Genomic DNA, 19,876 nt, shown 5'->3' with positions numbered 1-19,876 from the left:
GGCGGGGTAGCGCGTGAGCAAGCTGTTGAGTTCGCGTTTGAGGCCGACGCCAGCATCTTCGGCGACGGTTTTTTCGTTGCTTTCCAGGCCCATCATGTTCGCGAAATCATCAGTGTTCGATTCGCTGCTGCTGGTCACGCCGAGCAGCGGCAATGCCTCCAGCAACTGCGCTTGCGCGCGAATGTTGGCGACTTCGCGCTCGACGTCGGCGGCCAATTCGCTGCGGCCGCTGCTGACCAGTTTGTCCCGCGCCAGCGACAGTTTGCCCAAATGCTGGGACGCGTTGAGCAATGGCGCCAGGTACGTCGCGTTAGCGCTGGCGTACTGGCTGAGTTGCTCGAGGCTGGCGCTGATTTCGCGTTCGGCTTGCAGCAGCAGCGCCTGCGGATCACCGGCGAGTTTGCCGGCGGCCAGCAGGTCGGTTTTGCTGAATGCTTCCAGGCCCGACAGGCTTGGGCGCAAGGTGTCGGCGAGCGCTGGCGGCAGTTGCGCGAGTTCGCCGTTCAATCCTTCAATCGCCTGACTGGCGCTGCTCAGGCGCAGGGCATCGCCGCTCGACAGGTAGTCTTCGACGTTGCGCGCCACTTCATTCTGGAATTGCTGCGACAGCCCGAGGTAACGCTCCATCAATAGATAAGGGCGTTCCAGAGCTTTCTGCGACCACCACAAAGTGGCGCCGAGGGCGACGCACACGGCGACGAGCAGGAGGGTATTGAGGTTGGTCAGGAGCTTCAGGCGCATATCGGATCTACCAACGGCAGAATGGTAAGCGCCTGAATTTATTGCGTTTGTATTACAGGGTTATGACCGAACCAGTGAATTCCGATGAAAAAGTGGCACTTTGCTTTGACGCGTGTGCGGCTTGTACGCGGTTGCGTCCGGCGTGCTTGGCGCGGTACAGCGCTTCGTCCGCCTGGCTGGCCATCATCAGGCTGTCGGAGTCTTCGCGCAGCTCAACCACCCCGGCGCTGAACGTGCACCAGAGGTCCTGCGGTTTGGCCGGGTAATGGATTTCGGCGAAGCGCTGACGGATTTCGTCGAGCACCTTGTGCGCCGATTCGACATCGGTGTCGGGCATGACAATGGCGAATTCTTCGCCGCCGTAACGGCCGATGAAGTCGGTCTTGCGCAGTCGCTGTTTGAGAAACAGCGCCAGGCTTTTGATCACGCGGTCGCCCATCGGGTGGCCATGGCTGTCGTTGACCCGTTTGAAATGGTCAATGTCGAGCATCGCAAAACTCAGCGGCTTGTTCTCGCGGCGGGCGCGGAACGAGCAGTCTTCGAGCAATTGCAGGATGTGCGTGTGGTTGTACAAACCGGTGAGGCTGTCGCGCACCATCCGCGCCTTGAGATTGCGCGCGCGCGCCGCGCGGTTGCGCACGGTGGTAATGAGGTGACGTGGCTTGATCGGTTTGGTCAGGAAGTCGTCGCCGCCCTCGCTCATCGCGTCGAGCTGCTTGTCGAGGTCGTCTTCGGCCGACAGATAAATGATCGGCACGCTGACGTAGCGGTCGTTGTGGCGAATGACCTTGGCCAGCTCGGTGCCGGTGCAGGCCGGCATGTACATGTCGAGGATGATCAGGTCGGGCTGGAAGTCCGCCAGTTCAGCCATTGCCTGAATCGGTTCGATCAAGGTTCGCGTGACAATCCCGGCGCTGTTGAGCAGGCGCTCGGTGTGCAGGGCCTGGGCGCGGGAGTCGTCGATGATCAGCACTTTATAAGGTTCGTACTGCGCGACGCAGGTCAGGACTTCGATTTTCTCCAGCAGGCTCGACGCTTCGAGGGTGCCGGTGAGAAATTCCTGGCCACCGGCGCGCACTGCGGCGAGGCGAGTCGGGGTATCGGTTTCGAGCAGGCTGAAGAACAGCAGTGGCAGCGGCTCGTCAAGGCCGACCTGGGCCTCGGCGGCCAATTGCAGGCCGACGCCGGGACCGCTGAAGTCGACATCCATGACGATCGCCGCCGGCAAGCGCTCGACCATCGAGGAGCGAAACGCCGCGACGCTGTCCAGCGATTGCGCGCTGAGCCCGAAGAATTCCAGTTGTTTGGCCAGGCGCTCGGCGCGATCGTGATCTTGCAGCATCACGTAGATCGGCTTGCGCAGTGGCGGCAGAAAAGTCTGGTCGAGTTGATCGCCGTGACGCAGGCCGGTGCGCGACAGGCGCTGCATCAAACGGTTGAGGTCGGTGATCAGGCCGCTGCTCAGGCGCCCGCGATTGGCGTCCACGGCTTCCAGCGACTGGCCGATCAGGCGCGCCAGTTGCGAGTGCTCGGGTTGTTCGAAGCGCTCGGCGAAGCGCAGCAGACGCAGATTGGCTTCGCTCAGCTCGGACAAATCGGTGGTTGACCACTCGCTGCGTTGCAGGCGCTGCCATATCTCAAGAATCTGACGTGCCTGATGAATTACCCGCTGGGCAAAATGGTGCTTGAGGCGCTCACGGCTGGGGTCTTCTGGCTCGGTCATATCCTGACTACTAGTTAGGGTGCATGCTGAGATCGACTGGTGGCTCTATGCTAGCATCTCTTTTCGATCACATGAGTGTCGCACGTCAATAATCTCGAAAGCGACCTCATTCAGTTCGTGACCGACTGGTCGCCAAGGTTTCTTGTAGCAGCTGCCGAAGGCTGCGTCCGGCGGCGAAGCCGTCGTGAAATCAGGCAGCTCGGTGCTCCAGGAACACCTGTTGCACGGGTTTCACGACTGCTGCGCAGCCGAACGCAGCCTCGCAGGCTCGGCAGCTGCTACAAGACTGTGCTTCATTTATAGTTGGGCGGCCACGGCGCGATTGTATGGCTCGCTGTTTCGCGCGAGATTTAGGCGCGGTAATCAGCGGCACGATGGCGTAGGGTTGTGGTCGAACCGATGAACTCAAGTGATTGAAAGGATATCGCCATGCTGGACTGGAAGAACCGCGCGGGCAGTGCGCCTGAACGTGCCGCTGAACCGAAATCGGCCACCCGCAGCTATGTCAGCGGCCTGTTGTTCAGCCGAGCGCTGCTGACGCTGATTGCCATTTATCTGTTGGTGACGATTGGTTTGGGCTGGTATTGGAGCGAAGAGCCCGACCTGTTCCCGGTGCAGCAAAATGCCCAGGTCGCCGCTGAACGCGACGGCCGGCAGATGGTGGTGGGTTACACCACGGTGGAAACCCTCAAATCGGTGGCCGGCACGTTGCTGAGCAAACCGGGCGGCTACATTTCCAACGACCGTTTCCCGCCGGGCCTGTGGATGGACAACATGCCGAGCTGGGAATATGGCGTGCTGGTCCAGGTCCGCGACTTGACGCGGGCGCTGCGCAAAGACTTCGCCCGTTCGCAGTCGCAGTCGGCGGAAGACGCTGATCTGGCGCGCGCCGAGCCGCGTTTCAACTTCGACAACAAGAGCTGGATCCTGCCTTCCAGCGAGTCGGAATATCAGGAAGGGATCAATTCCCTGAGCCGTTATCAGGCTCGCCTGTCCGATCCGGCACAGAAAAACGCGCTGTTCTATGCCCGCGCCGACAACCTCAACAACTGGCTCGGCGATGTCGGCACACGTCTGGGGTCGTTGTCGCAACGCCTGTCCGCCAGTGTCGGTCGGGTCAAGCTCAACACTTCGCTGAAAACCGAAGTGATCGTGCCGGGCCAGGTGCCGCAGGTTGACGAAGAAATCGTCGAAACCCCGTGGATGCAAATCGATAACGTGTTCTACGAAGCGCGCGGTCAGGCTTGGGCCTTGTCGCATCTGCTGCGCGCCATCGAAGTCGACTTCGCCGACGTGTTGGCGAAGAAGAACGCCACGGTCAGCGTGCGCCAGATCATCCGTGAACTGGAGGCGTCGCAAGAGCCGGTGTGGAGCCCGATGATCCTCAATGGCAGCGGCTTCGGCGTGTTGGCCAACCATTCGCTGGTCATGGCCAACTACATTTCGCGGGCCAACGCGGCCGTGATCGATTTGCGTCAACTGCTCAACCAGGGCTGATTGATGGTTGATAACGCCAGAGAGGCCGCCCATCGCGCGGCCTCGGATGCTGAACAGATCGCCTGGGTCGACGAGCACGACAACCTGCTCGGCGGCCTGGTGCGCAGCGACTTGCGCGAGCGTGGGCTGATCGGGCGCGGCACCTACATCATGCTGTTCAACTCGGCCGGTGAGCTGTGCGTGCACCGGCGCACGCTGAGCAAAGCCATCTATCCGGGGTTTTGGGATGTGGCGGCGGGCGGCATGGTCCAGGCCGACGAGACTTACGCCGAGTCGGCGGCCCGTGAACTCGCAGAAGAATTGGGCGTGAGCGGCGTCGAACTGACCGCTCATGACCATTTTTACTTCGAGGACAGCGAAAGTCGGCTTTGGTGTTCGGCGTTTTCGGCGGTGTGGGATGGCCCGTTGATCCTGCAACCGGAAGATGTGCTCGAAGCGCGCTTTATTCCCGTCGATCAGGTGCTCGAGGAAATCCAGCAAAAGCCTTACTGCCCGGACTCTCTGGCCGCGCTCGAGCGTTATCTCAAGGCGCAGGAAAACCACGTCGCAAAAGAGGCATGAAATGGCGCCGATTGGCTCTTAGCAAGTCGGCTTTTTGCCGTTACACTGCGCGACCTTTTCAAACTGAACCGGGTTTGCTCTTTGTAGGAGCGAAGCTTGCTCGCGAAGGCGGCGGCACATCCACAATGGTTGGGCCTGACACACCGCTTTCGCGAGCAAGCTTCGCTCCTGCCGGGTTTACCGGTCCAGTAGCGCTGCCCCTGCCTGAGTGGGGCTTCGCGGTCGATGGCGCCCTCCCGGGTTGCCGCGGCCAGTCTTTGTCCTCCGAAGAGGATTGCCGGTGGCCAAAAAAGCCGCATCCTTCGCCGCCCTTGGTGGCCTGGTATTTTCCACCGACGCAGGTCGTCATTGCCCCGATTGCAGCAAACCGGTGGACGCCTGTATCTGCAAACAAACCGTGATCCCGGCCGGCGACGGCATTGCCCGCGTGCGTCGCGAAAGCAAGGGCCGTGGCGGCAAAACGGTGACCACCATCACCGGCGTGCCGTTGGCCGAAGAGGCGCTCAAGGACCTCGCCACTACGCTGAAAAAGCGTTGCGGCACGGGCGGGGCGCTGAAAGACGGAATCATTGAGATCCAAGGCGATCATGTCGAGCTACTCTTGGCCGAGCTGGTCAAACACGGTTTCAAAGCGAAGAAGTCCGGCGGCTAGCAGCCTCTGTGAAAACCACCCTCGGCTTGATCCAGCCTCGAATGCACTCGGGACTGGCGTCGCCCACATGGTTTTCACAGAGCCTGTTCTGACCGGTTACTAAACTCAGCGCTGAATGTGAGCTCTATGGCCCTTACATGCAGGCTAATCGTCATTTTCACTCTTTAGACTGCGCCGGCCTGAACCCAGGCGACGCTCTATGACTTCTTTATAGGGGACTTCAATGTCCGTACGACGCACACGCAAAGACGATGGCAGCCAATGGACAGTTGCGGACAGCCGCAGTGTTTACGGGATCCGCCATTGGGGGGCCGGATATTTCGCGATCAATGAAGCCGGTCGCGTAGAAGTCCGTCCGAACGGTCCGACCAGTTCGCCTATCGACCTCTTCGAACAAGTCGACCTGCTGCGCAAAAGCGGCTTGTCCTTGCCGTTGCTGGTGCGTTTCCCGGACATCCTGCAAGACCGCGTGCGTCAGCTGACGGGCGCCTTCGATTCGAACATCGAGCGTCTTGAGTATCAGAGCAAATACACCGCGCTGTACCCGATCAAGGTTAACCAGCAGGAAGCGGTGATCGAGAACATCATCGCCACCCAGAACGTTTCCATCGGTCTGGAAGCCGGCTCCAAGCCTGAACTGCTGGCCGTGCTGGCATTGGCGCCGAAGGGCGGCACCATCGTCTGCAACGGTTACAAGGACCGCGAGTTCATCCGTCTGGCGCTGATCGGGCAGAAACTCGGGCACAACGTGTTCATCGTCATCGAGAAAGAATCCGAAGTTGAGCTGGTGATCGAAGAAGCCGCCTCGCTGAAGGTCAAGCCGCAGGTTGGCTTGCGCGTTCGCCTGTCGTCGCTGGCATCGTCGAAGTGGGCGGACACCGGCGGCGAGAAATCCAAATTCGGTCTGTCGGCGGCGCAACTGCTGTCGGTGGTCGAGCGTTTCCGCGCTGCCGGCCTCGACCAGGGCATTCGCCTGCTGCACTTCCACATGGGTTCGCAGATTGCCAACCTGGCTGACTACCAGCACGGCTTCAAGGAAGCGATCCGTTACTACGGCGAATTGCGCAACCTTGGCCTGCCGGTCGATCACATCGACGTCGGCGGCGGTTTGGGCGTCGACTACGACGGTACGCACTCGCGTAACGCCAGTTCGATCAACTACGACATGGACGATTACGCCGGTGTCGTGGTCGGCATGCTCAAGGAATTCTGCGACGCGCAGAGCCTGCCGCACCCGAACATCTTCTCCGAAAGCGGCCGTTCCCTGACCGCGCACCACGCCATGCTGGTGGTGCAAGTCACCGACGTCGAGAAACACAACGACGACGTGCCGAAGATCGACAACAAAGAAGAACTGCCGGAAACCGTGCAGTGGCTGGTTGACCTGCTGGGCCCGACCGACATTGAAATGGTCACCGAAACCTACTGGCGCGCCACGCACTACATGAGCGACATCGCCGCCCAGTACGCCGATGGCAAGCTGACCCTGGCACAGAAGGCCCTCGCCGAGCAGTGCTATTTCGCCGTGTGCCGTCGTTTGCACAACTCGTTGAAGGCGCGTCAGCGTTCGCACCGCCAAGTGCTCGACGAACTCAACGACAAGCTCGCCGACAAGTACATCTGCAACTTCTCGGTCTTCCAGAGCCTGCCGGACACCTGGGCCATCGGCCAGGTACTGCCGATCCTGCCGCTGCACCGTCTCGACGAAGAGCCGCTGCGCCGCGCGGTATTGCAGGACCTGACCTGCGACTCCGACGGCAAGATCAAGCAATACGTCGACGAGCAGAGCATCGAAACCAGCCTGCCGGTCCACGGTTTGAATGAGGGCGAAGACTACCTGCTGGGTATTTTCCTGGTCGGCGCTTACCAGGAAATCCTCGGCGACATGCACAACCTGTTCGGTGACACCGATTCGGTGAACATCTACCAGAACGACGATGGCAGCGTTTACCACGCCGGTATCGAGACCCACGACACGATCGAAGACATGCTGCGTTACGTGCACTTGTCGCCGGAAGAGTTGATGACTCACTACCGCGACAAGTGCGCCAGCGCGCGCATCACTGCCGGCGAACGTACGCAGTTCCTCGACGCTTTGCGCCTGGGCCTGACGCGTTCTTCCTACCTCTCTTCTTGAGGTAAGGCAGCGTTTCACCGGGTTGTCTGAAAGTGTCCCGCGCTCAGTGGGAAATTTCAGATGACCTGGTGCGACGATTCGTTGTTTTTATGCGAAAAAACTGACTTCAACGGCTATTAAAGCGAAGTCGTCTTCTTTTCACGTAGGTCATTTCCTAAGTTGTATTTCGGCACTCTACGCGGCCATGTCTCTCAGCGAGAATCCCCAGCCGCCCCTCCAGTAGAGAATCGCCGATGTTCGATCCAGTCAACGAACCGTTATTTCGTCTGGATGTCGCGGGCCTGCCCGACGCCTTTGAGGTCCTGGCCTTTACCGGCAATGAAGCCATCAGCGAACCGTTTGTGTTCGAGGTGGACTTACTCATCAATGACCCCTTCCTTGACCTCGCCAGCCTGCTGTACCGCGTAGCGTTTTTGCACTTCGACGCTTCGGGAAACGGTATCCACGGCCAATTTCATCAAATCGAACAACGCGAACATGGCCACGCCGCGCGGCTGTGTCGTGTGCGCTTGGGGCCGAAACTGGCGTGCCTGGGCCAGCGTTTCAGCCAACGGATTTTCAGTGCGCGCTCGGTGCCGCAGATTCTTCGCCAAGTGCTCAAGGAGCACGGGATTGTCGGCAAGGACTGGCGCCTGCAATTGAGCGCGGATTATCCGGTGCGGGACTTCTGCACGCAGTACCGCGAGTCGGATCTGCAGTTTTTCCAGCGCCTGTGCGCCGAAGAAGGTCTGCACTACTGCTTCGAACATTCCCGGCGCGGGCATTGCCTGATCGTCAACGACGCTCAGGCGCCGTCGGAAACTGCTGAAGAACGGGTCTTTCACGACCACGGCGACACGGTGCTGCTGAGCCGATTCGAAGTGCAAATGGGCGTGCAAAAGGTCCCGGTGACTGAGGGTTGCACCGAGTTGGCGACGTTGCGCAGCGGTCAATTGATGCCGTTGTCCGTTGAGCCGTTCAACCAGCGCAATCGCCTGTGGCGGCTGATCGAAGTTGAACATCGCGGCACCCAGGATCCGCAGTTTCCCTACGCCAACACGATCAGAGCGATTCCCTGCGAGGCGCCGTTGATCACCCCGCAGCGGCTGGCGAAACCGCGCATGCTCAGCCTGCAAAGGGCTTGGGTGGTGGACGTTGAAGAACGGCGTCCCGAGCCGTCTCGACCGATTGCCGTGCAGTTCGACTGGCTCTATCAGGGCGAGGGCGCCAAATCCGATCACTGCTGGCTGCCGTTGGCGCCCGAATTGCAAAGTGCGGCGTTTGCGTCCTGGCCGGCGGGGACGGAAGTGGTGGTCAGCTTCATTGGCGGCGATCCGGATCAACCGCTGATCACCGGCCGGCTCAACAGCCCGTCCGCCATCGACGCAATTGAACCGCCGATGCCGCTGCCCAGCGAGGCGCCCGACGGTTTGCTGGCCTTGCTGCAATCGAGCGAACCCTTGGTGTTGCTGTGTTTGCTGCCCGGCGGTGGCAGTTTTCGGCATTGTCGGGAAAGCGTCTGCACCTGCCGGGCCGCCACGCTGTTTGGCCAGAGCGGTGCGGCATGATCGGCGTGCAGACGCCGGCGGCGGCCACGCATTGGTTGCTGCTGGATGTGCCGGGTGCGCCGCGAATGGCGGCGCTGTTGCAGGACCAATTCGTCGGTTTGCGCTGCTTCTGGCTGTTCGAGGGCACCGAGCTGCACCCGCTGCGCGAACAAGGTCCGGCGCTGGTCGAGTTGCGCGATCAGGCGCCATTGCTTGAGCGCTGCTACGCCGAACCGCGTGCGTGGCAAGGTCTGCTGCTGGAGAGTGACGCCTCGGTGGCGCAATTGCTCGCGCACCTGCGGCGCATGCTGATGGTCAGCGTCGGCCTGCACCATCGGGCGTTGCTCAATTACTACAATCCGCACTGCGCGAGCTATTTCTTCGATGCCTGCGATGCCGAGGAGTTGACCCGCTGGCTCGGTCCGATCAACCAGTTGCGCTGGTTTGGCGGCACCTGGGCCGACCGCGCGATTGGCAGCCAGGGTTGGCAGCAATTGCTCAATCCACGGTTGGCCGTAAGCCCTCTGGCCATCGAGGAAAACCTCAGTGTTCGCCAACAGGAAAGACTCCAATGTTGTTTGCTCGAGCAACACACTTGGCACTGGAGTCGATCCACTGGCACTGATTACAACCGCCTGTGGTCCCATGTTCAGGAAGGCCTGGCGCTGGGCTTCAGCGAACGGCCGGTGCTGGATGACTGGTTGTGGTTGCGCTTGCAATGCCCCGATGCGCTGCCCGAGCAGGCCTTTTTGCCGGGGCTTAGCCAGCGCGAACGACTTGAGCACCTGCGCCGGTTCTGGCAGGGCGATTTTCCCTGATAACGAGGATTCACCCACATGGCGAGCGCAATCCGGCAACTGCTTACGGCTTTGATCGGCGCGACATTATTGGCCGCGCTGGCCGCGTGCTCGCCCCTGAAAACCCTGAATGCGCTGACCCCCGACGACACGTTCGACAAGACCGAAGGCATCGCTTACGGCATCGATCCACGGCAAAAACTCGATGTGTATACGCCCAAACAGCACGTGGCGAATGCGCCGGTAGTCGTGTTTTTTTATGGCGGCAGTTGGAACAGCGGTTCGCGCAGCGACTACAGCTTTGTCGGCGAGGCGCTCGCGTCTCGTGGCATCGTCGTGGTGCTGGCGGATTATCGCTTGTATCCGCAGGTGCGTTATCCGCTGTTTCTGGACGACAGCGCCAGCGCGGTAGCGTGGGCCCACGCGCACATTGGCGAGTTTTCCGGCGACCCGAAACGGCTGTTCGTGATGGGCCACAGTTCCGGCGCATACAACGCGGCGATGCTGGCACTGGAGCCGAAATTGCTGGGCGCGCAGGGCATGTCGCCGAAGGATTTGAGTGGCTGGATCGGGCTGGCCGGGCCGTATGATTTTCTGCCGATCGAGAATCCACAGGTGCGCCCGGTGTTTTTCTGGCCGAACTCGCCGCCGCAGTCGCAGCCGATCAATCTGGTGCGGCGTGGTTCGCCGCCGGCGTTACTGATGGCGGCCACCGAGGACAAACTGGTCGACCCGACGCGCAATACCGCAGGCCTGGCGAGCAAGCTGCGGGCGGCGGGCGTGCCGGTGCAGGATCGTTATTATTCGCGCACCGGCCACGCCACGCTGGTAGCGACGCTGTCGCGGCCGATGCGTGGTTTGGCGCCGGTGCTGGAGGAAATCAGCGTGTTCGTCAAAACCACGCCGACTCAGTGAGCGCGGCCGCTGAACCAGCCGTCGTTGCGGCGCAGGTACCAGGCAATCACGCCGAGCGTCATGCTGCGCAGCACCATGAACAGCAGGAACGTTATCCACAAACCGTGGTTGCCCAGACCTTGCAGCGCCCAGGCGAACGGCAGCAGCAACAGCACCGTCAATAGCATGCCGTTGCGCATTTCCCGGGCGCGGGTGGCGCCGATGAACAGGCCGTCGAGCAGGTAACTCGAGACTGCGATCAGCGGCAGGGCGGCGAGGTAGGGCAGGTAAATGAACGCAGTGTCGCGCACGCTCTGAATGTCGGTTTGCATCTCGATAAACAAGTGCCCGGCCAACAGGAACAGCACGGCGAAACCGACGCTGGCGATCAATGACCAGCCTGCGGCAACCACCAGTGAACGGCGCAACGCTTGCCGATCACGCGCACCGATGGCGTGCCCGCACAGGGCTTCGACGGCGTGGGCGAGGCCGTCGAGGGCGTGCGCGGTCAGCAGCAAACCGTTGAGCAGCAGCGCATTCGCCGCCACCGTCGCATCGCCGAGCCGCGCGCCTTGCACGGTGATCAGGAAAAACACCGATTGCAGCGCGAGGCTGCGAATAAAGATGTCGCGGTTCACCGCCAGCAACGGGCGCCAGCTCTGCCACAGCTTCAGCGCTGCCCAGGCAATGTGGCCGGGGTAGGCGCGCAGCGCTTTGCGGGTCATCAACAGGCCGATCAGTGCGCCGGTCCATTCGGCGATCACCGAGGCGCGAGCCGAACCGACCACGCCCCAATCCAGCCCAAGGACGAACCACAGGTTGAGCGCGATGTTGACCAGGTTGGTGCTCAGCAGAATAGCCAGCGGCGCCCGCGCATTCTGGGTGCCGAGGAACCAGCCCACCAGCGCATAACTGGCCAGCGCGGCGGGGAGGCCGAAAAGTCGGGTGTGGAAAAATTCGCGGGTCAGTTGGTCGAGTTCCGCCGACGGTTGCATGAAGTGCAGCGCGATACCGCTCAACGGCACGCCGAGCGCGCCGAGCATAATCGCCAGACCCAGCGCCAGCAGCAGGCCTTGCAGCAGAACTTGGCGCAACGCCGCGCCATCCCCGCGCCCGGCGGCCTGGGCGGCGAAACCGGTGGAGCCCATGCGCAGAAAACCCATGGCCCAGGCCAGAAAGGTGTACAGGCTGGCGCCGATCGCGACGGCGCCCAGTTGATGGGCATGCGGCAAGTGACCGATCACGGTGCTGTCGACCAGCGCCACCAGCGGTACGGAAATATTCGAGAGAATCATCGGCGCCGCGAGTGCCCAGACCTTGCGGTGGGTGTTGCGGTCGCGCCAGTCGGCGATCAGGTTGGACATGCAGGCTCCTTGGGGGAGCGGCATTGTAACGGCAGATATCAATCAGAGAATGCAGATCGTTCCTGCGCAGTGCGTCGGAACGATCAGGTGCAGGGGGAGGGGCAAGGGGGAGGGCAGGAGCGCTAGTGAATAATCCAGCTCAGCAACCACAATCCCAGCAGCAACCAGATGATCCCCATGATGATCGACGCATTCATGAAGGCGCGGATGGCTGACCACAGCAGCATCAGCCCGACGATCAACGCGATGATGCTGATGATCGAAGTGTCCATCCCCAGCGTCCGCGACAGCCCTTCGACGAAGTTGCCGCCGGCATTGCTCAGCAGATTGAACAGGCCACTGAGGCCATCGACGATAAAACGGATGACCGAACCGAGAGCCTGGCCGAGCCATTCAAAAAAACTTTCTACCTGCATGTGGGCGTCCTGATGAGTGTGGTGGCACGGTTGCCGCGCCTAGGCTTGGGCCACGGATCGCGGTGCCGAGTTCCCTGAGGCCGGAATCTGTGAGTATGGCGCAAAGATCCGCATAGGTTGATGAACCCTACGGGAGCGAAGCTTGCGCCACTTGCCTTCACTCGTCATCCCCCCGAAGCTATACGCCTTCAGGAGAGCCCGATGAACCTTGTTGAACTGACCGAACGCCTGCACGCCATCCGTGATCGCAATGACTGGCGGCAATTTCACAGCCCGAAAAACCTGGCCATGGCCGCGAGCGTGGAAATGTCCGAGCTGGTGGAAATTTTCCAGTGGCTCAGCGAAGACCAGTCACGCCAGTTGCCTGCCGAAAAACTCGCCCACGCCGGGCAGGAAGTCGGTGACATCGTGCTTTATCTACTATTGCTGTGCAGCGAGTTGGGGTTGGACATGAACGAAGTGGTGCGTAGCAAACTCGCGGACAGCGAACGGCGGTTCAGCTGATGAGCGACCGTCATTTCGATCAATTGGCGACGCGTTTCGCGGAAAAAATCTACGGCGGGGCCAAAGGCGCGATTCGCCTGGCGGTGCTGCAAGCCGACCTGGCCGAAACCTTGCCCGAGCGCCCGCTGCGCGTCCTCGACATCGGCGCCGGTCTGGGCCACATGTCGCTGTGGCTGGCCGAGCGTGGGCATGACGTGACGCTCGCCGAACCCGCCGAGCCGATGCTCGAAGGCGCGCGCCAGCGCTTCGCCGACGCCGGGCAGAGCGCGACGTTTATTCAGGCGCCGTGGCAGGATCTGCTCGGGCAGCTCACCGGACCTTACGACCTGGTGCTGTGTCACGCCGTGCTCGAATGGCTGGCCGAACCCCACGCGATCCTCCCGGTGTTGCACCAGTTGACCAAGCACGACGGCTGGTTATCCCTGGCGTTCTACAACCGCGACGCGCTGATCTACCGCAATCTGCTCAAAGGGCATTTTCGCAAGATGCGCAAGAATGACATGGCCGGCGAGAAGCAGAGCCTGACCCCGCAGCAGCCACTTGATCCGCGCGAACTTGCGGCGCAACTTGAGGGTTTGTGGCGGGTCGAAACTCAGAGCGGGGTCCGGGTTTTCCACGACTACATGCCGGTGGAGTTCCAGGCCCGCGCCGAATTGGTGGACTTGCTGGAAATGGAGCTGGCTCACCGTCGTCACCCAGGTTTTGCCGGGCTTGGGCGCTATTTGCACTGGATCTGTCGGCCGATCTGATCGGAGAACGAAATGAACGCGCGTTCCGGGTTATTGCTGATGTGTCTGGGTTTGGCCGCCTGTCAGGGCAGCAACCCTTACGTGGCCACGTCGAAACCCTTGCCGCCGGCGCCGCCACAAGCGGCGACCACGTTTGACCGCAGCGCGTATCCCGCGCCACCACGCGATTACGGGCGCTACCGCAATTGGGCGTGGCTCAACGGGCGCCTGCCGCCGGGCACCGCGTGGGCGGATTCGGCGCAAGTCGCGGAAGCGGTGAGCAATGCGCTGGACCAGCGCGGTTTGCGCCCATTGCACGATAACCGGCCGGCGGACCTGTTCGTCAGCGCTGCGCTGCACCTGGAAACCCGTTTGCGTCAGGTTCAGGACGACTATGGTTACTACGGTGGCGGCTATGGCGGCTACAACCGGTACGGCAGTGGTTACGGCATGTACAACACGGTGCCGATCGTGCGCTCGTACGAAGAACAGGTCGTCGTGGTGCGGGTTGATCTGTTTGACGCCGGCACCGGCCAACCGGTGTGGAGCGCCAGCGCCGAGACCAGCAATCGCAGCAGTCAGAGCCAGCGCGCGGAGGCGATACGCGAGGCTGTGGAAAAAGCCATTGCGGCGTATCCTCCGAGTTGAGAATAATTCCCACAGGTTCATGTCTTCCACCGGAGAACCCTCATGTTCCGTCCTCTCGTTTTACTGGCTGGCGCCCTGCTGCTCAGTGCCTGCGCTGGCCGCCAAGTCAATCATGACTTCGACGCCAGCCGCGATTTTGCTGCCTATCGCAGTTGGAGCTGGAAGGATCCGGCGCTGCAATACCGTCCCGATGATCCGCGGATCAAGAGTGATCTGACTGAACAGCGGATTCGTCAGGCGGTGTCCGATCAGCTCGATCAACGCGGCTTGCGCCCGGCCGGTGCGGGGCGGAAGGGTGATGTGAATGTGCAGGCTTACTTGATTGTCGAAGATCGTCAGCAGCAAGTGACGACCAATTACGGCGGCGGCTGGGGCGGTCCGTGGAACGGCTATTGGGGCGCGCCGATGTACAACGAAACGCGCAACATCACTTATAAAGTGGCGACCATCCAGGTCGATTTGCTCGACGGCAAGGACGGCAAACTGGTCTGGCGCGGCAGCGACGAGCAAATGCTCAGCAACTCCCCCAACCCCACCGACCGCGCCAACGCCGTACGCGAAACCGTCGGCCGAATCCTCGCCAACTACCCCCCGCACTAAAACCACCCCAACCCTGTAGGAGCAAAGCTTGCTCGCGATAGCGGTGCGTCATTCCCAGATGATTTGCCTGACCCACCGCCATCGCGAGCAAGCTTGATCTGGTCAAGTAATCCTGGACACCAATTACGGTTTTTTCACGCCGCCATTTTCTCCATGGCGACCGGTGACCGGTAATCGTTGTAGCTATGGAGCCTGAAGTTGTTGTAGCGCACCACGTAGCGCTGCAAATCAGCCCGGGCTTCATACTCCGAGCGGTAACCGGCTTCAGGCACCCACTCTGATTTCAGACTTCCAAAGAAACGCTCCATCGGGGCGTTATCCCAGCATTCGCCTTTACGACTCATGCTTTGCCGCAGTCCATTCGCCAGCAACTCATTCCTGAACTTATGGCTGGTGTACTGGCAGCCTTGATCGGAGTGAAACAGCACGTCTTTGGGTTTGCCTCGCAGCTCAACCGCCATCCGTAGGGCCTCGCAGGTCAGCTCCGCATCCGAGATCATCGAAAACGCCCAGCCCACGAGCCGGCGGGCAAACAGGTCCAGAACCGCTGCAAAATACATCCACCGCGTGCCGACCTTGATGTACGTCACGTCCGCGCACCACACTTGGTTGATCGCCGTGACATCAAACTCGCGCTTGAGCACGTGCGGCGCCACCAAGGCTTCAACGCCAGATGACTTGTATTTGTGACGTCGGCGCTGACGACTGACCACGCCGGCTTCTCGCATCAAGCTGCGAGCCATGTGCCGCCCGACGCGATGCCCCTTGGCTTGCAGCTCCCTAGAAAGGGTGCGCGCCCCCGCGGAAGCTCTGGATTCCTTGTGATGCTCTACCAGCATGGCTTTGAGTTTCTCCCGCTCAGGGTTCACCTTGCCTTGGCGCTGACGCCAAGCATAAAAACTGCTGCGGCTGACTTCAAACACCCGGCAGCAGTCGTTAACGCCATATCGCTCGCCCAGCTCATTGATCAGTGAGAATGATCTTTGGCGTCCAACAGCAGGAGAGCACTGGCCTTTTTTAGGATTTCGATATCCCGGTCTTTTTGCCTGAGCAAGGCTTTGAGTTCCTGAATTTCTCGCTGGTCAGCCGTGATCGCTTTGGCTCCCACCGGGGTCGAACCCTGGCGTTCTTTACGCACCTGATCGACCCAGCGACGCAAGGCGGTAGGGCCAATATCTAAACTGGCGCAAACCTCGGGAACCGATATCCCCTCATCCAGCACCATGCCAGCAGCCTTGAGTTTGAACTCAGTTGAATAAGAATTACGCATATCCAAAAACACCTCAGATTTGGGCGCCATCATAGCGCCCGATTGAAGTGTCCAAAATCATTAGGCCAGTTCAGCTCAGCTCCTACAGGGTTGATGGTTGGTCACGAGACCTGCGGCCACCACCAATCCCCTGTGGGAGCAGAGCTTGCTCGCGATAGCGGCCTGGCAGCCGCCGCAATTTCTTGCGCTACAGCTGATAACTGAAACTCACGCTATACCGCGGGCGTCGGTTGAAGGTGTCCAGCGCTTCATCGGACATCGGTTTCGCCGCTTCCAGCGCGACGTTGTAATACTTGGCGTCACCGAACCTCAGCCCCAGCGCCGCCGAGGACAGATTATTGCCCTGCACCGGCAGCTCGTTGAACCAGGTTTTCGCGCGATCGAACACCACGTACGGCTGCAACACTCGCACCCAACTGCCGTCGCGATTGAAGCTGTAATTCACCTCATACGCCACGCCCCACCCCTTGTCGCCGGACGCCTGATCATCGGGATAACCGCGACCAAAATTCTGCCCGCCAAACACCGCGCGTTCGCTGTCGGGCAAGGTGTCGTCGCTCCAGTACAGCGCGCCCGAAAGCACGCCTTGCCAGTTGTCGAAAAACTTGTCGCTCTGCACGCCGGATAACCGCAACCGCAGAAAATCCAGGTCCTGATCGGCATTGGTTTTCGCGCCCATGCCATCGATGCCTTGATACACGCCGCCGCTGAGAATCCGCAGTTGCCGGGCATTCGCCTTGCGCCAATCACTCTCGAACGCGAGTGCGCGGATGTCGGTGCGCACCTCGACGCTGCGCGGATCGTCGACCACGTCGTAGCGGGTTTTATCGTTGACCGCATACAGCCGCGCGCCGGCGCTCAGGGTCTGATTCGGCGCGGCGATCAGCGCATGGCTGAAGCCGATCGAATAACGATCATTCTCCCGATGCGGCTCCAGTTGCAGGCCGTTGGCGAGCAGCACGTTGGTGCCCGGTTCGGCGCGGTAGCGGGAGGCGGACAGACTCAGTTGCGTGCCTTCGGCATTGAGAAACTGCGCGTAGTCGAGCCGGTAGTAATGCTCTTTGTCCTCGCCCGGCGGAAACAGGCCGCTGAGGCTCAATTGTTCGCCCATCGACGTCTGCGCGTTGCTGCTGACCCCGAGCAAAGCCTGGGTGCCGCCGCGACTTTTTTCAGTGGCGCTCAAGCTGCTGGTGAACGGTTTGCGACTGGCCTGCACCGCCAGATATGCGGCGCCATCGGTGGTGCCGGGCGGCGGCACTTGCGCCTGCAACGTCACGCCGGGAATCCGGCTCATCAGCGTGGTGTAACGCTCGAATGTCTTGCGCGTCAGCGGTCGTTCGGCTTGCAGTTTGGTCACCAGTTTATCCAGCAGACCCTTGACCCGACCGATGTCGCCCTGCAACTGATAATCCTTGATGTAACCCTCCACCAGCACCACGCGGGCGACGCCGTTATTGAACGACTGCTGCGGCAGAAATCCGTAGGACAGCAAGTAGCCGTCCTGCTGATAACGACGGGTGATTGCGCGAGTCGCTTCGATCCATTCGGCGAGGCTGGTCTCGTGGCCGAGCAGCGGTTGAAAATTCGCCGCCAGCTCTTTGAGTGGGTAAATCGTCCCGCCCTCGATCTGCACGTTTTTGATCGTGACCTTGGTGCCCATGGTCAACGGCTGAGCCTGTGCGGCGCCAGGATCCGGCACTTGCAGCGGCGCCGTTTGCGGGCGATAAGCGTCCGCCGGCAGGTTCGGCACAGGAAGATTACGCGTGGTTTCGTTGCTGTTGAGAAAGCTCGGCAGGGTGTCGGCGAGGGCGAAGGAACTGACGCTGATTAACACGAGGGAAGCCATAACGCGCATAGGACACTCCATGGTCATATCGCAACATCCTTCGATTCGTCAGCTGACTGAACCAGAACCGCAGGATGTCCTGCTCCAAAAGAAAAAGCGGAAGACTCGAGTCGAATCTTCCGCCTCCAACCAAGCGTAGGCGCTGTAGATTGGGCCGTCGAATCGGCCAGGTGCAATTCAGTTTTTATTGCCGCCCAAACCACCGAGCAAACCGCCGAGTCCACCCGTGGCGCCAGTGCCCGAACCGCCGCTCGCGGCGCCGCCATTGAGCAGTCCGCCGACTGCGCCCACCGTAGCGCCGACCGTGGTGACGGTGTTGCCCACCGCCGCGACGACCGGGCTCGGCGCCGCTGCCGCAACGTTGCTGCCGACGCTGCTGACCGCGCCGCCCACCTGCGTCAGCAAGCCATTCACCGGAGCGCCGAGGCCGGTGGCCGCGCCAACTTGTTGAGTCACCGCAGTGACGCCGCTGGTGACCGGGTTGAGTGCCGCGCCTACCGTGCCGCCGACGCTGGCGAGTGCTGCGGTCGGCGCCAAGTCTGGCGCGCTTGAGCCACCGAGTGCGCCGCCAATCGATGCCACTGCGCCGCCGACTGCGCCGAGGTTGACGCCACCCGCGCTGACCACCGCATTGGTATTGCCGGCGTCCAGACCCGCGCCGACGTTCGCCACTGCACCGCCGACGGTTTGCAGCAGCCCCGAGTTGCCGAGGCCGCCGGGGCCAGTGCTCGCCACCAGGCCACCGGCGGTTCCGGTGGTGGTCGCGACGTTGGTCAACGCGGTGCCCGCGAGATTGGTCACTGGGTTGCCGTTGCCGGCCGCAGTCACTTTGCCGCCCAAATCAGCCACTGCCGTGCTGACGTTGCTGACCAGCGTGTTCACCGGATTACCCAGGCCGGTGGCACTGCCGACTTTGCTGACCAGTCCTTCGGTCAGTGTCACGACGGGCACCAGCACTTTGTTGCCGACGCCGTTGGACAGGGTGCCCAGCGGACCGGTGCTGGTGGCGACGTTCAAGGTGTCGCCGAGCATGCTGACTTTTTCGCCGACGCCGCCGAGCACTGGCGTGACTTTGCTGACGACACCGCCAACCAGTGGAATCGCGCTGGTGGCCGTGGCCAGTTTGCCGCTGATGTCGGTGACGCCGTTGCCGGCATCGGACATCACGTTGCCGACGATGGCGGTGGTTTTGGTCATGGCCAGCGGATCTTTGCCGAGTTGGCCGAGGCCGGTGTCGAGTCCGCCGCCGATGCTGTTGACGACATTGCCGGTGGTGGTCAGGGCGCTTTGCACCACGCCGCCGACCACCGGCAGGTTTGCGGTTGAATCACCAATGCCGGTGACGCCATCGCCCACGCCGCTAATGGTTTTACCGAGGTCGGAGACGACGGTGCTGGTGACCAACGTCGGGACGGTTGTGCCGCCGTCAGTTCCGCCAGGGCCATCGGTGCCGCCAGTGCCGCCAGTGCCGCCAGTTCCGCCAGTGCCACCGGTTCCGCCGGTGTTACCAGTGCCACCAGTGCCGCCAGTGCCTCCAGTTCCGGCAGTGCCGTCCGTTCCACCGCCAGTTCCGCCGGTTCCGCCGGTTCCGCCGGTGTTACCAGTGCCGCCAGTGCCGCCGGTACCATCCGTGCCACCGCCCGTTCCACCTGTTCCAGCGGTGCCATCGGTGCCGCCAGTTCCACCCGTTCCGCCAGTCCCATCGGTCCCGCCAGTTCCCGCCGTCCCGTCAGTTCCGCCCGCCGCGCCACCGGTGCCGCCGGTGCCGTCAGTTGCACCGCTACCGGCGCCGCTGCCACCGGCGGTATCCGTCGCGCCAGCGGAGGAACTGCCGGACGTACTGCGATGACCGCCACCGCCGCTGCTGCAACCGGTCAGTCCGAGAGAAAGGATCAATGCCACTGCTATTGCCGATTTGCACCACACTTGAGTTTTCATGAGAGTGATTCCTTGCACCTGAAACAACGTTCGC

18 protein-coding genes are annotated in these 19,876 nt (G+C 61.5%); 11 read left to right on the top strand and 7 right to left on the bottom strand.

All coding sequences use genetic code 11. The features are described 5' to 3' along the window. Positions 1–793: 793 nt before the first annotated feature. A complete protein-coding gene (gcbA, locus tag BLU01_RS09385) occupies positions 794–2,464 on the bottom strand; it encodes a diguanylate cyclase GcbA (RefSeq protein WP_092273855.1) in 1,671 nt (556 codons plus the stop codon). Between the two features lie 429 nt (positions 2,465–2,893). Here gcbA and BLU01_RS09380 point away from each other — a divergent pair, with 429 nt between their 5' ends. The 7 genes from BLU01_RS09380 to BLU01_RS09350 all read left to right on the top strand — a co-directional run bounded on the left by BLU01_RS09380 (position 2,894) and on the right by BLU01_RS09350 (position 10,549). Continuing rightward, positions 2,894–3,961 (top strand): DUF2333 family protein, encoded by a 1,068-nt coding sequence (locus BLU01_RS09380; protein ID WP_092273852.1) that lies wholly within the window; start codon positions 2,894–2,896, stop codon positions 3,959–3,961. Between the two features lie 3 nt (positions 3,962–3,964). After that, the gene (locus BLU01_RS09375) at positions 3,965–4,522 is read left to right on the top strand and encodes an NUDIX hydrolase (protein WP_092273849.1); all 558 of its coding nucleotides are present in this window, start codon (positions 3,965–3,967) and stop codon (positions 4,520–4,522) included. A 280-nt stretch (positions 4,523–4,802) separates the two neighbouring features. After that, positions 4,803–5,174, top strand: a complete 372-nt coding sequence (locus BLU01_RS09370; RefSeq protein WP_092273846.1) for a translation initiation factor Sui1 — start codon at positions 4,803–4,805, stop codon at positions 5,172–5,174. Between the two features lie 223 nt (positions 5,175–5,397). Further along, positions 5,398–7,311: an arginine decarboxylase gene (gene speA / locus BLU01_RS09365; RefSeq protein WP_092273843.1), complete on the top strand. Its 1,914-nt coding sequence runs from the start codon at positions 5,398–5,400 to the stop codon at positions 7,309–7,311. Between the two features lie 233 nt (positions 7,312–7,544). Further along, positions 7,545–8,858 carry a type VI secretion system Vgr family protein gene (locus tag BLU01_RS09360; protein WP_092273840.1) on the top strand — a complete coding sequence of 438 codons (1,314 nt, stop codon included), beginning with the start codon at positions 7,545–7,547 and terminating at the stop codon, positions 8,856–8,858. After that, on the top strand, positions 8,855–9,655 hold the full coding sequence (locus tag BLU01_RS09355; protein ID WP_092273837.1) for a DUF4123 domain-containing protein: 801 nt from the start codon (positions 8,855–8,857) through the stop codon (positions 9,653–9,655). The genes BLU01_RS09360 and BLU01_RS09355 overlap by 4 nt, the downstream gene beginning before the upstream one ends. An 18-nt stretch (positions 9,656–9,673) precedes the next feature. Next, a complete protein-coding gene (locus tag BLU01_RS09350) occupies positions 9,674–10,549 on the top strand; it encodes an alpha/beta hydrolase (RefSeq protein ID WP_092273833.1) in 876 nt (291 codons plus the stop codon). Here the strand turns inward: BLU01_RS09350 and BLU01_RS09345 are convergent. Both BLU01_RS09345 and BLU01_RS09340 read right to left on the bottom strand, forming a co-directional pair. Next, entirely contained in the window at positions 10,543–11,892 is a 1,350-nt protein-coding gene (locus BLU01_RS09345) for an MATE family efflux transporter (protein WP_092273830.1), read from the bottom strand. The genes BLU01_RS09350 and BLU01_RS09345 overlap by 7 nt on opposite strands. A 122-nt stretch (positions 11,893–12,014) precedes the next feature. Then, on the bottom strand, positions 12,015–12,308 hold the full coding sequence (locus tag BLU01_RS09340; protein ID WP_092273827.1) for a hypothetical protein: 294 nt from the start codon (positions 12,306–12,308) through the stop codon (positions 12,015–12,017). Between the two features lie 201 nt (positions 12,309–12,509). Between BLU01_RS09340 and BLU01_RS09335 the strand changes: the two genes are divergently transcribed. From BLU01_RS09335 to BLU01_RS09320, 4 genes are read left to right on the top strand one after another with little or no spacing between them, the layout of a single operon-like run. Continuing rightward, the gene (locus tag BLU01_RS09335; RefSeq protein WP_092273824.1) at positions 12,510–12,812 is read left to right on the top strand and encodes a MazG-like family protein; all 303 of its coding nucleotides are present in this window, start codon (positions 12,510–12,512) and stop codon (positions 12,810–12,812) included. Beyond that, a complete protein-coding gene (locus BLU01_RS09330) occupies positions 12,812–13,561 on the top strand; it encodes a methyltransferase domain-containing protein (RefSeq protein WP_092273821.1) in 750 nt (249 codons plus the stop codon). The genes BLU01_RS09335 and BLU01_RS09330 overlap by 1 nt, the downstream gene beginning before the upstream one ends. A gap of 12 nt (positions 13,562–13,573) precedes the next feature. Further along, positions 13,574–14,188: a DUF4136 domain-containing protein gene (locus tag BLU01_RS09325; protein WP_092273818.1), complete on the top strand. Its 615-nt coding sequence runs from the start codon at positions 13,574–13,576 to the stop codon at positions 14,186–14,188. 42 nt (positions 14,189–14,230) lie between these two features. Further along, a complete protein-coding gene (locus tag BLU01_RS09320) occupies positions 14,231–14,788 on the top strand; it encodes a DUF4136 domain-containing protein (RefSeq protein ID WP_092273814.1) in 558 nt (185 codons plus the stop codon). Between the two features lie 134 nt (positions 14,789–14,922). Here the strand turns inward: BLU01_RS09320 and BLU01_RS09315 are convergent, their stop codons facing one another. From BLU01_RS09315 to BLU01_RS09305, 4 genes are all read right to left on the bottom strand, one after another. Next, complete coding sequence (locus tag BLU01_RS09315; RefSeq protein ID WP_231987151.1) at positions 14,923–15,747, bottom strand: IS3 family transposase; 825 nt, start codon at positions 15,745–15,747, stop codon at positions 14,923–14,925. A gap of 8 nt (positions 15,748–15,755) precedes the next feature. Next, entirely contained in the window at positions 15,756–16,058 is a 303-nt protein-coding gene (locus tag BLU01_RS27980; RefSeq protein ID WP_231987094.1) for a transposase, read from the bottom strand. 187 nt (positions 16,059–16,245) lie between these two features. After that, positions 16,246–17,913, bottom strand: coding sequence for a ShlB/FhaC/HecB family hemolysin secretion/activation protein (locus BLU01_RS09310; protein WP_092273811.1), 1,668 nt, complete (start codon positions 17,911–17,913; stop codon positions 16,246–16,248). Positions 17,914–18,081: 168 nt separating this feature from the next. Then, positions 18,082–19,842 carry a collagen-like triple helix repeat-containing protein gene (locus tag BLU01_RS09305; RefSeq protein ID WP_092273808.1) on the bottom strand — a complete coding sequence of 587 codons (1,761 nt, stop codon included), beginning with the start codon at positions 19,840–19,842 and terminating at the stop codon, positions 18,082–18,084. Positions 19,843–19,876: the final 34 nt, after the last annotated feature.

The organism is Pseudomonas prosekii (genome assembly GCF_900105155.1).
Classification (GTDB): Bacteria; Pseudomonadota; Gammaproteobacteria; order Pseudomonadales; family Pseudomonadaceae; genus Aquipseudomonas; species Aquipseudomonas prosekii.
Note: the sequence above shows the minus strand (reverse complement) of the source record. Positions and strands in the feature narration are given on the sequence as shown.

Excerpts from the sequence above, each read along its gene's own strand:
- BLU01_RS09310 (WP_092273811.1), bottom strand. The coding sequence starts at position 17,913 with ATGCGCGTTATGGCTTCCCTCGTGTTAATCAGCGTCAGTTCCTTCGCC.
- BLU01_RS27980 (WP_231987094.1), bottom strand. The coding sequence starts at position 16,058 with ATGCGTAATTCTTATTCAACTGAGTTCAAACTCAAGGCTGCTGGCATG.
- gcbA (WP_092273855.1), bottom strand. The coding sequence starts at position 2,464 with ATGACCGAGCCAGAAGACCCCAGCCGTGAGCGCCTCAAGCACCATTTT.
- BLU01_RS09375 (WP_092273849.1), top strand. The coding sequence starts at position 3,965 with ATGGTTGATAACGCCAGAGAGGCCGCCCATCGCGCGGCCTCGGATGCT.
- BLU01_RS09345 (WP_092273830.1), bottom strand. The coding sequence starts at position 11,892 with ATGTCCAACCTGATCGCCGACTGGCGCGACCGCAACACCCACCGCAAG.
- BLU01_RS09350 (WP_092273833.1), top strand. The coding sequence starts at position 9,674 with ATGGCGAGCGCAATCCGGCAACTGCTTACGGCTTTGATCGGCGCGACA.
- BLU01_RS09325 (WP_092273818.1), top strand. The coding sequence starts at position 13,574 with ATGAACGCGCGTTCCGGGTTATTGCTGATGTGTCTGGGTTTGGCCGCC.
- BLU01_RS09340 (WP_092273827.1), bottom strand. The coding sequence starts at position 12,308 with ATGCAGGTAGAAAGTTTTTTTGAATGGCTCGGCCAGGCTCTCGGTTCG.
- speA (WP_092273843.1), top strand. The coding sequence starts at position 5,398 with ATGTCCGTACGACGCACACGCAAAGACGATGGCAGCCAATGGACAGTT.
- BLU01_RS09355 (WP_092273837.1), top strand. The coding sequence starts at position 8,855 with ATGATCGGCGTGCAGACGCCGGCGGCGGCCACGCATTGGTTGCTGCTG.
- BLU01_RS09305 (WP_092273808.1), bottom strand. The coding sequence starts at position 19,842 with ATGAAAACTCAAGTGTGGTGCAAATCGGCAATAGCAGTGGCATTGATC.
- BLU01_RS09320 (WP_092273814.1), top strand. The coding sequence starts at position 14,231 with ATGTTCCGTCCTCTCGTTTTACTGGCTGGCGCCCTGCTGCTCAGTGCC.
- BLU01_RS09335 (WP_092273824.1), top strand. The coding sequence starts at position 12,510 with ATGAACCTTGTTGAACTGACCGAACGCCTGCACGCCATCCGTGATCGC.
- BLU01_RS09380 (WP_092273852.1), top strand. The coding sequence starts at position 2,894 with ATGCTGGACTGGAAGAACCGCGCGGGCAGTGCGCCTGAACGTGCCGCT.
- BLU01_RS09360 (WP_092273840.1), top strand. The coding sequence starts at position 7,545 with ATGTTCGATCCAGTCAACGAACCGTTATTTCGTCTGGATGTCGCGGGC.
- BLU01_RS09330 (WP_092273821.1), top strand. The coding sequence starts at position 12,812 with ATGAGCGACCGTCATTTCGATCAATTGGCGACGCGTTTCGCGGAAAAA.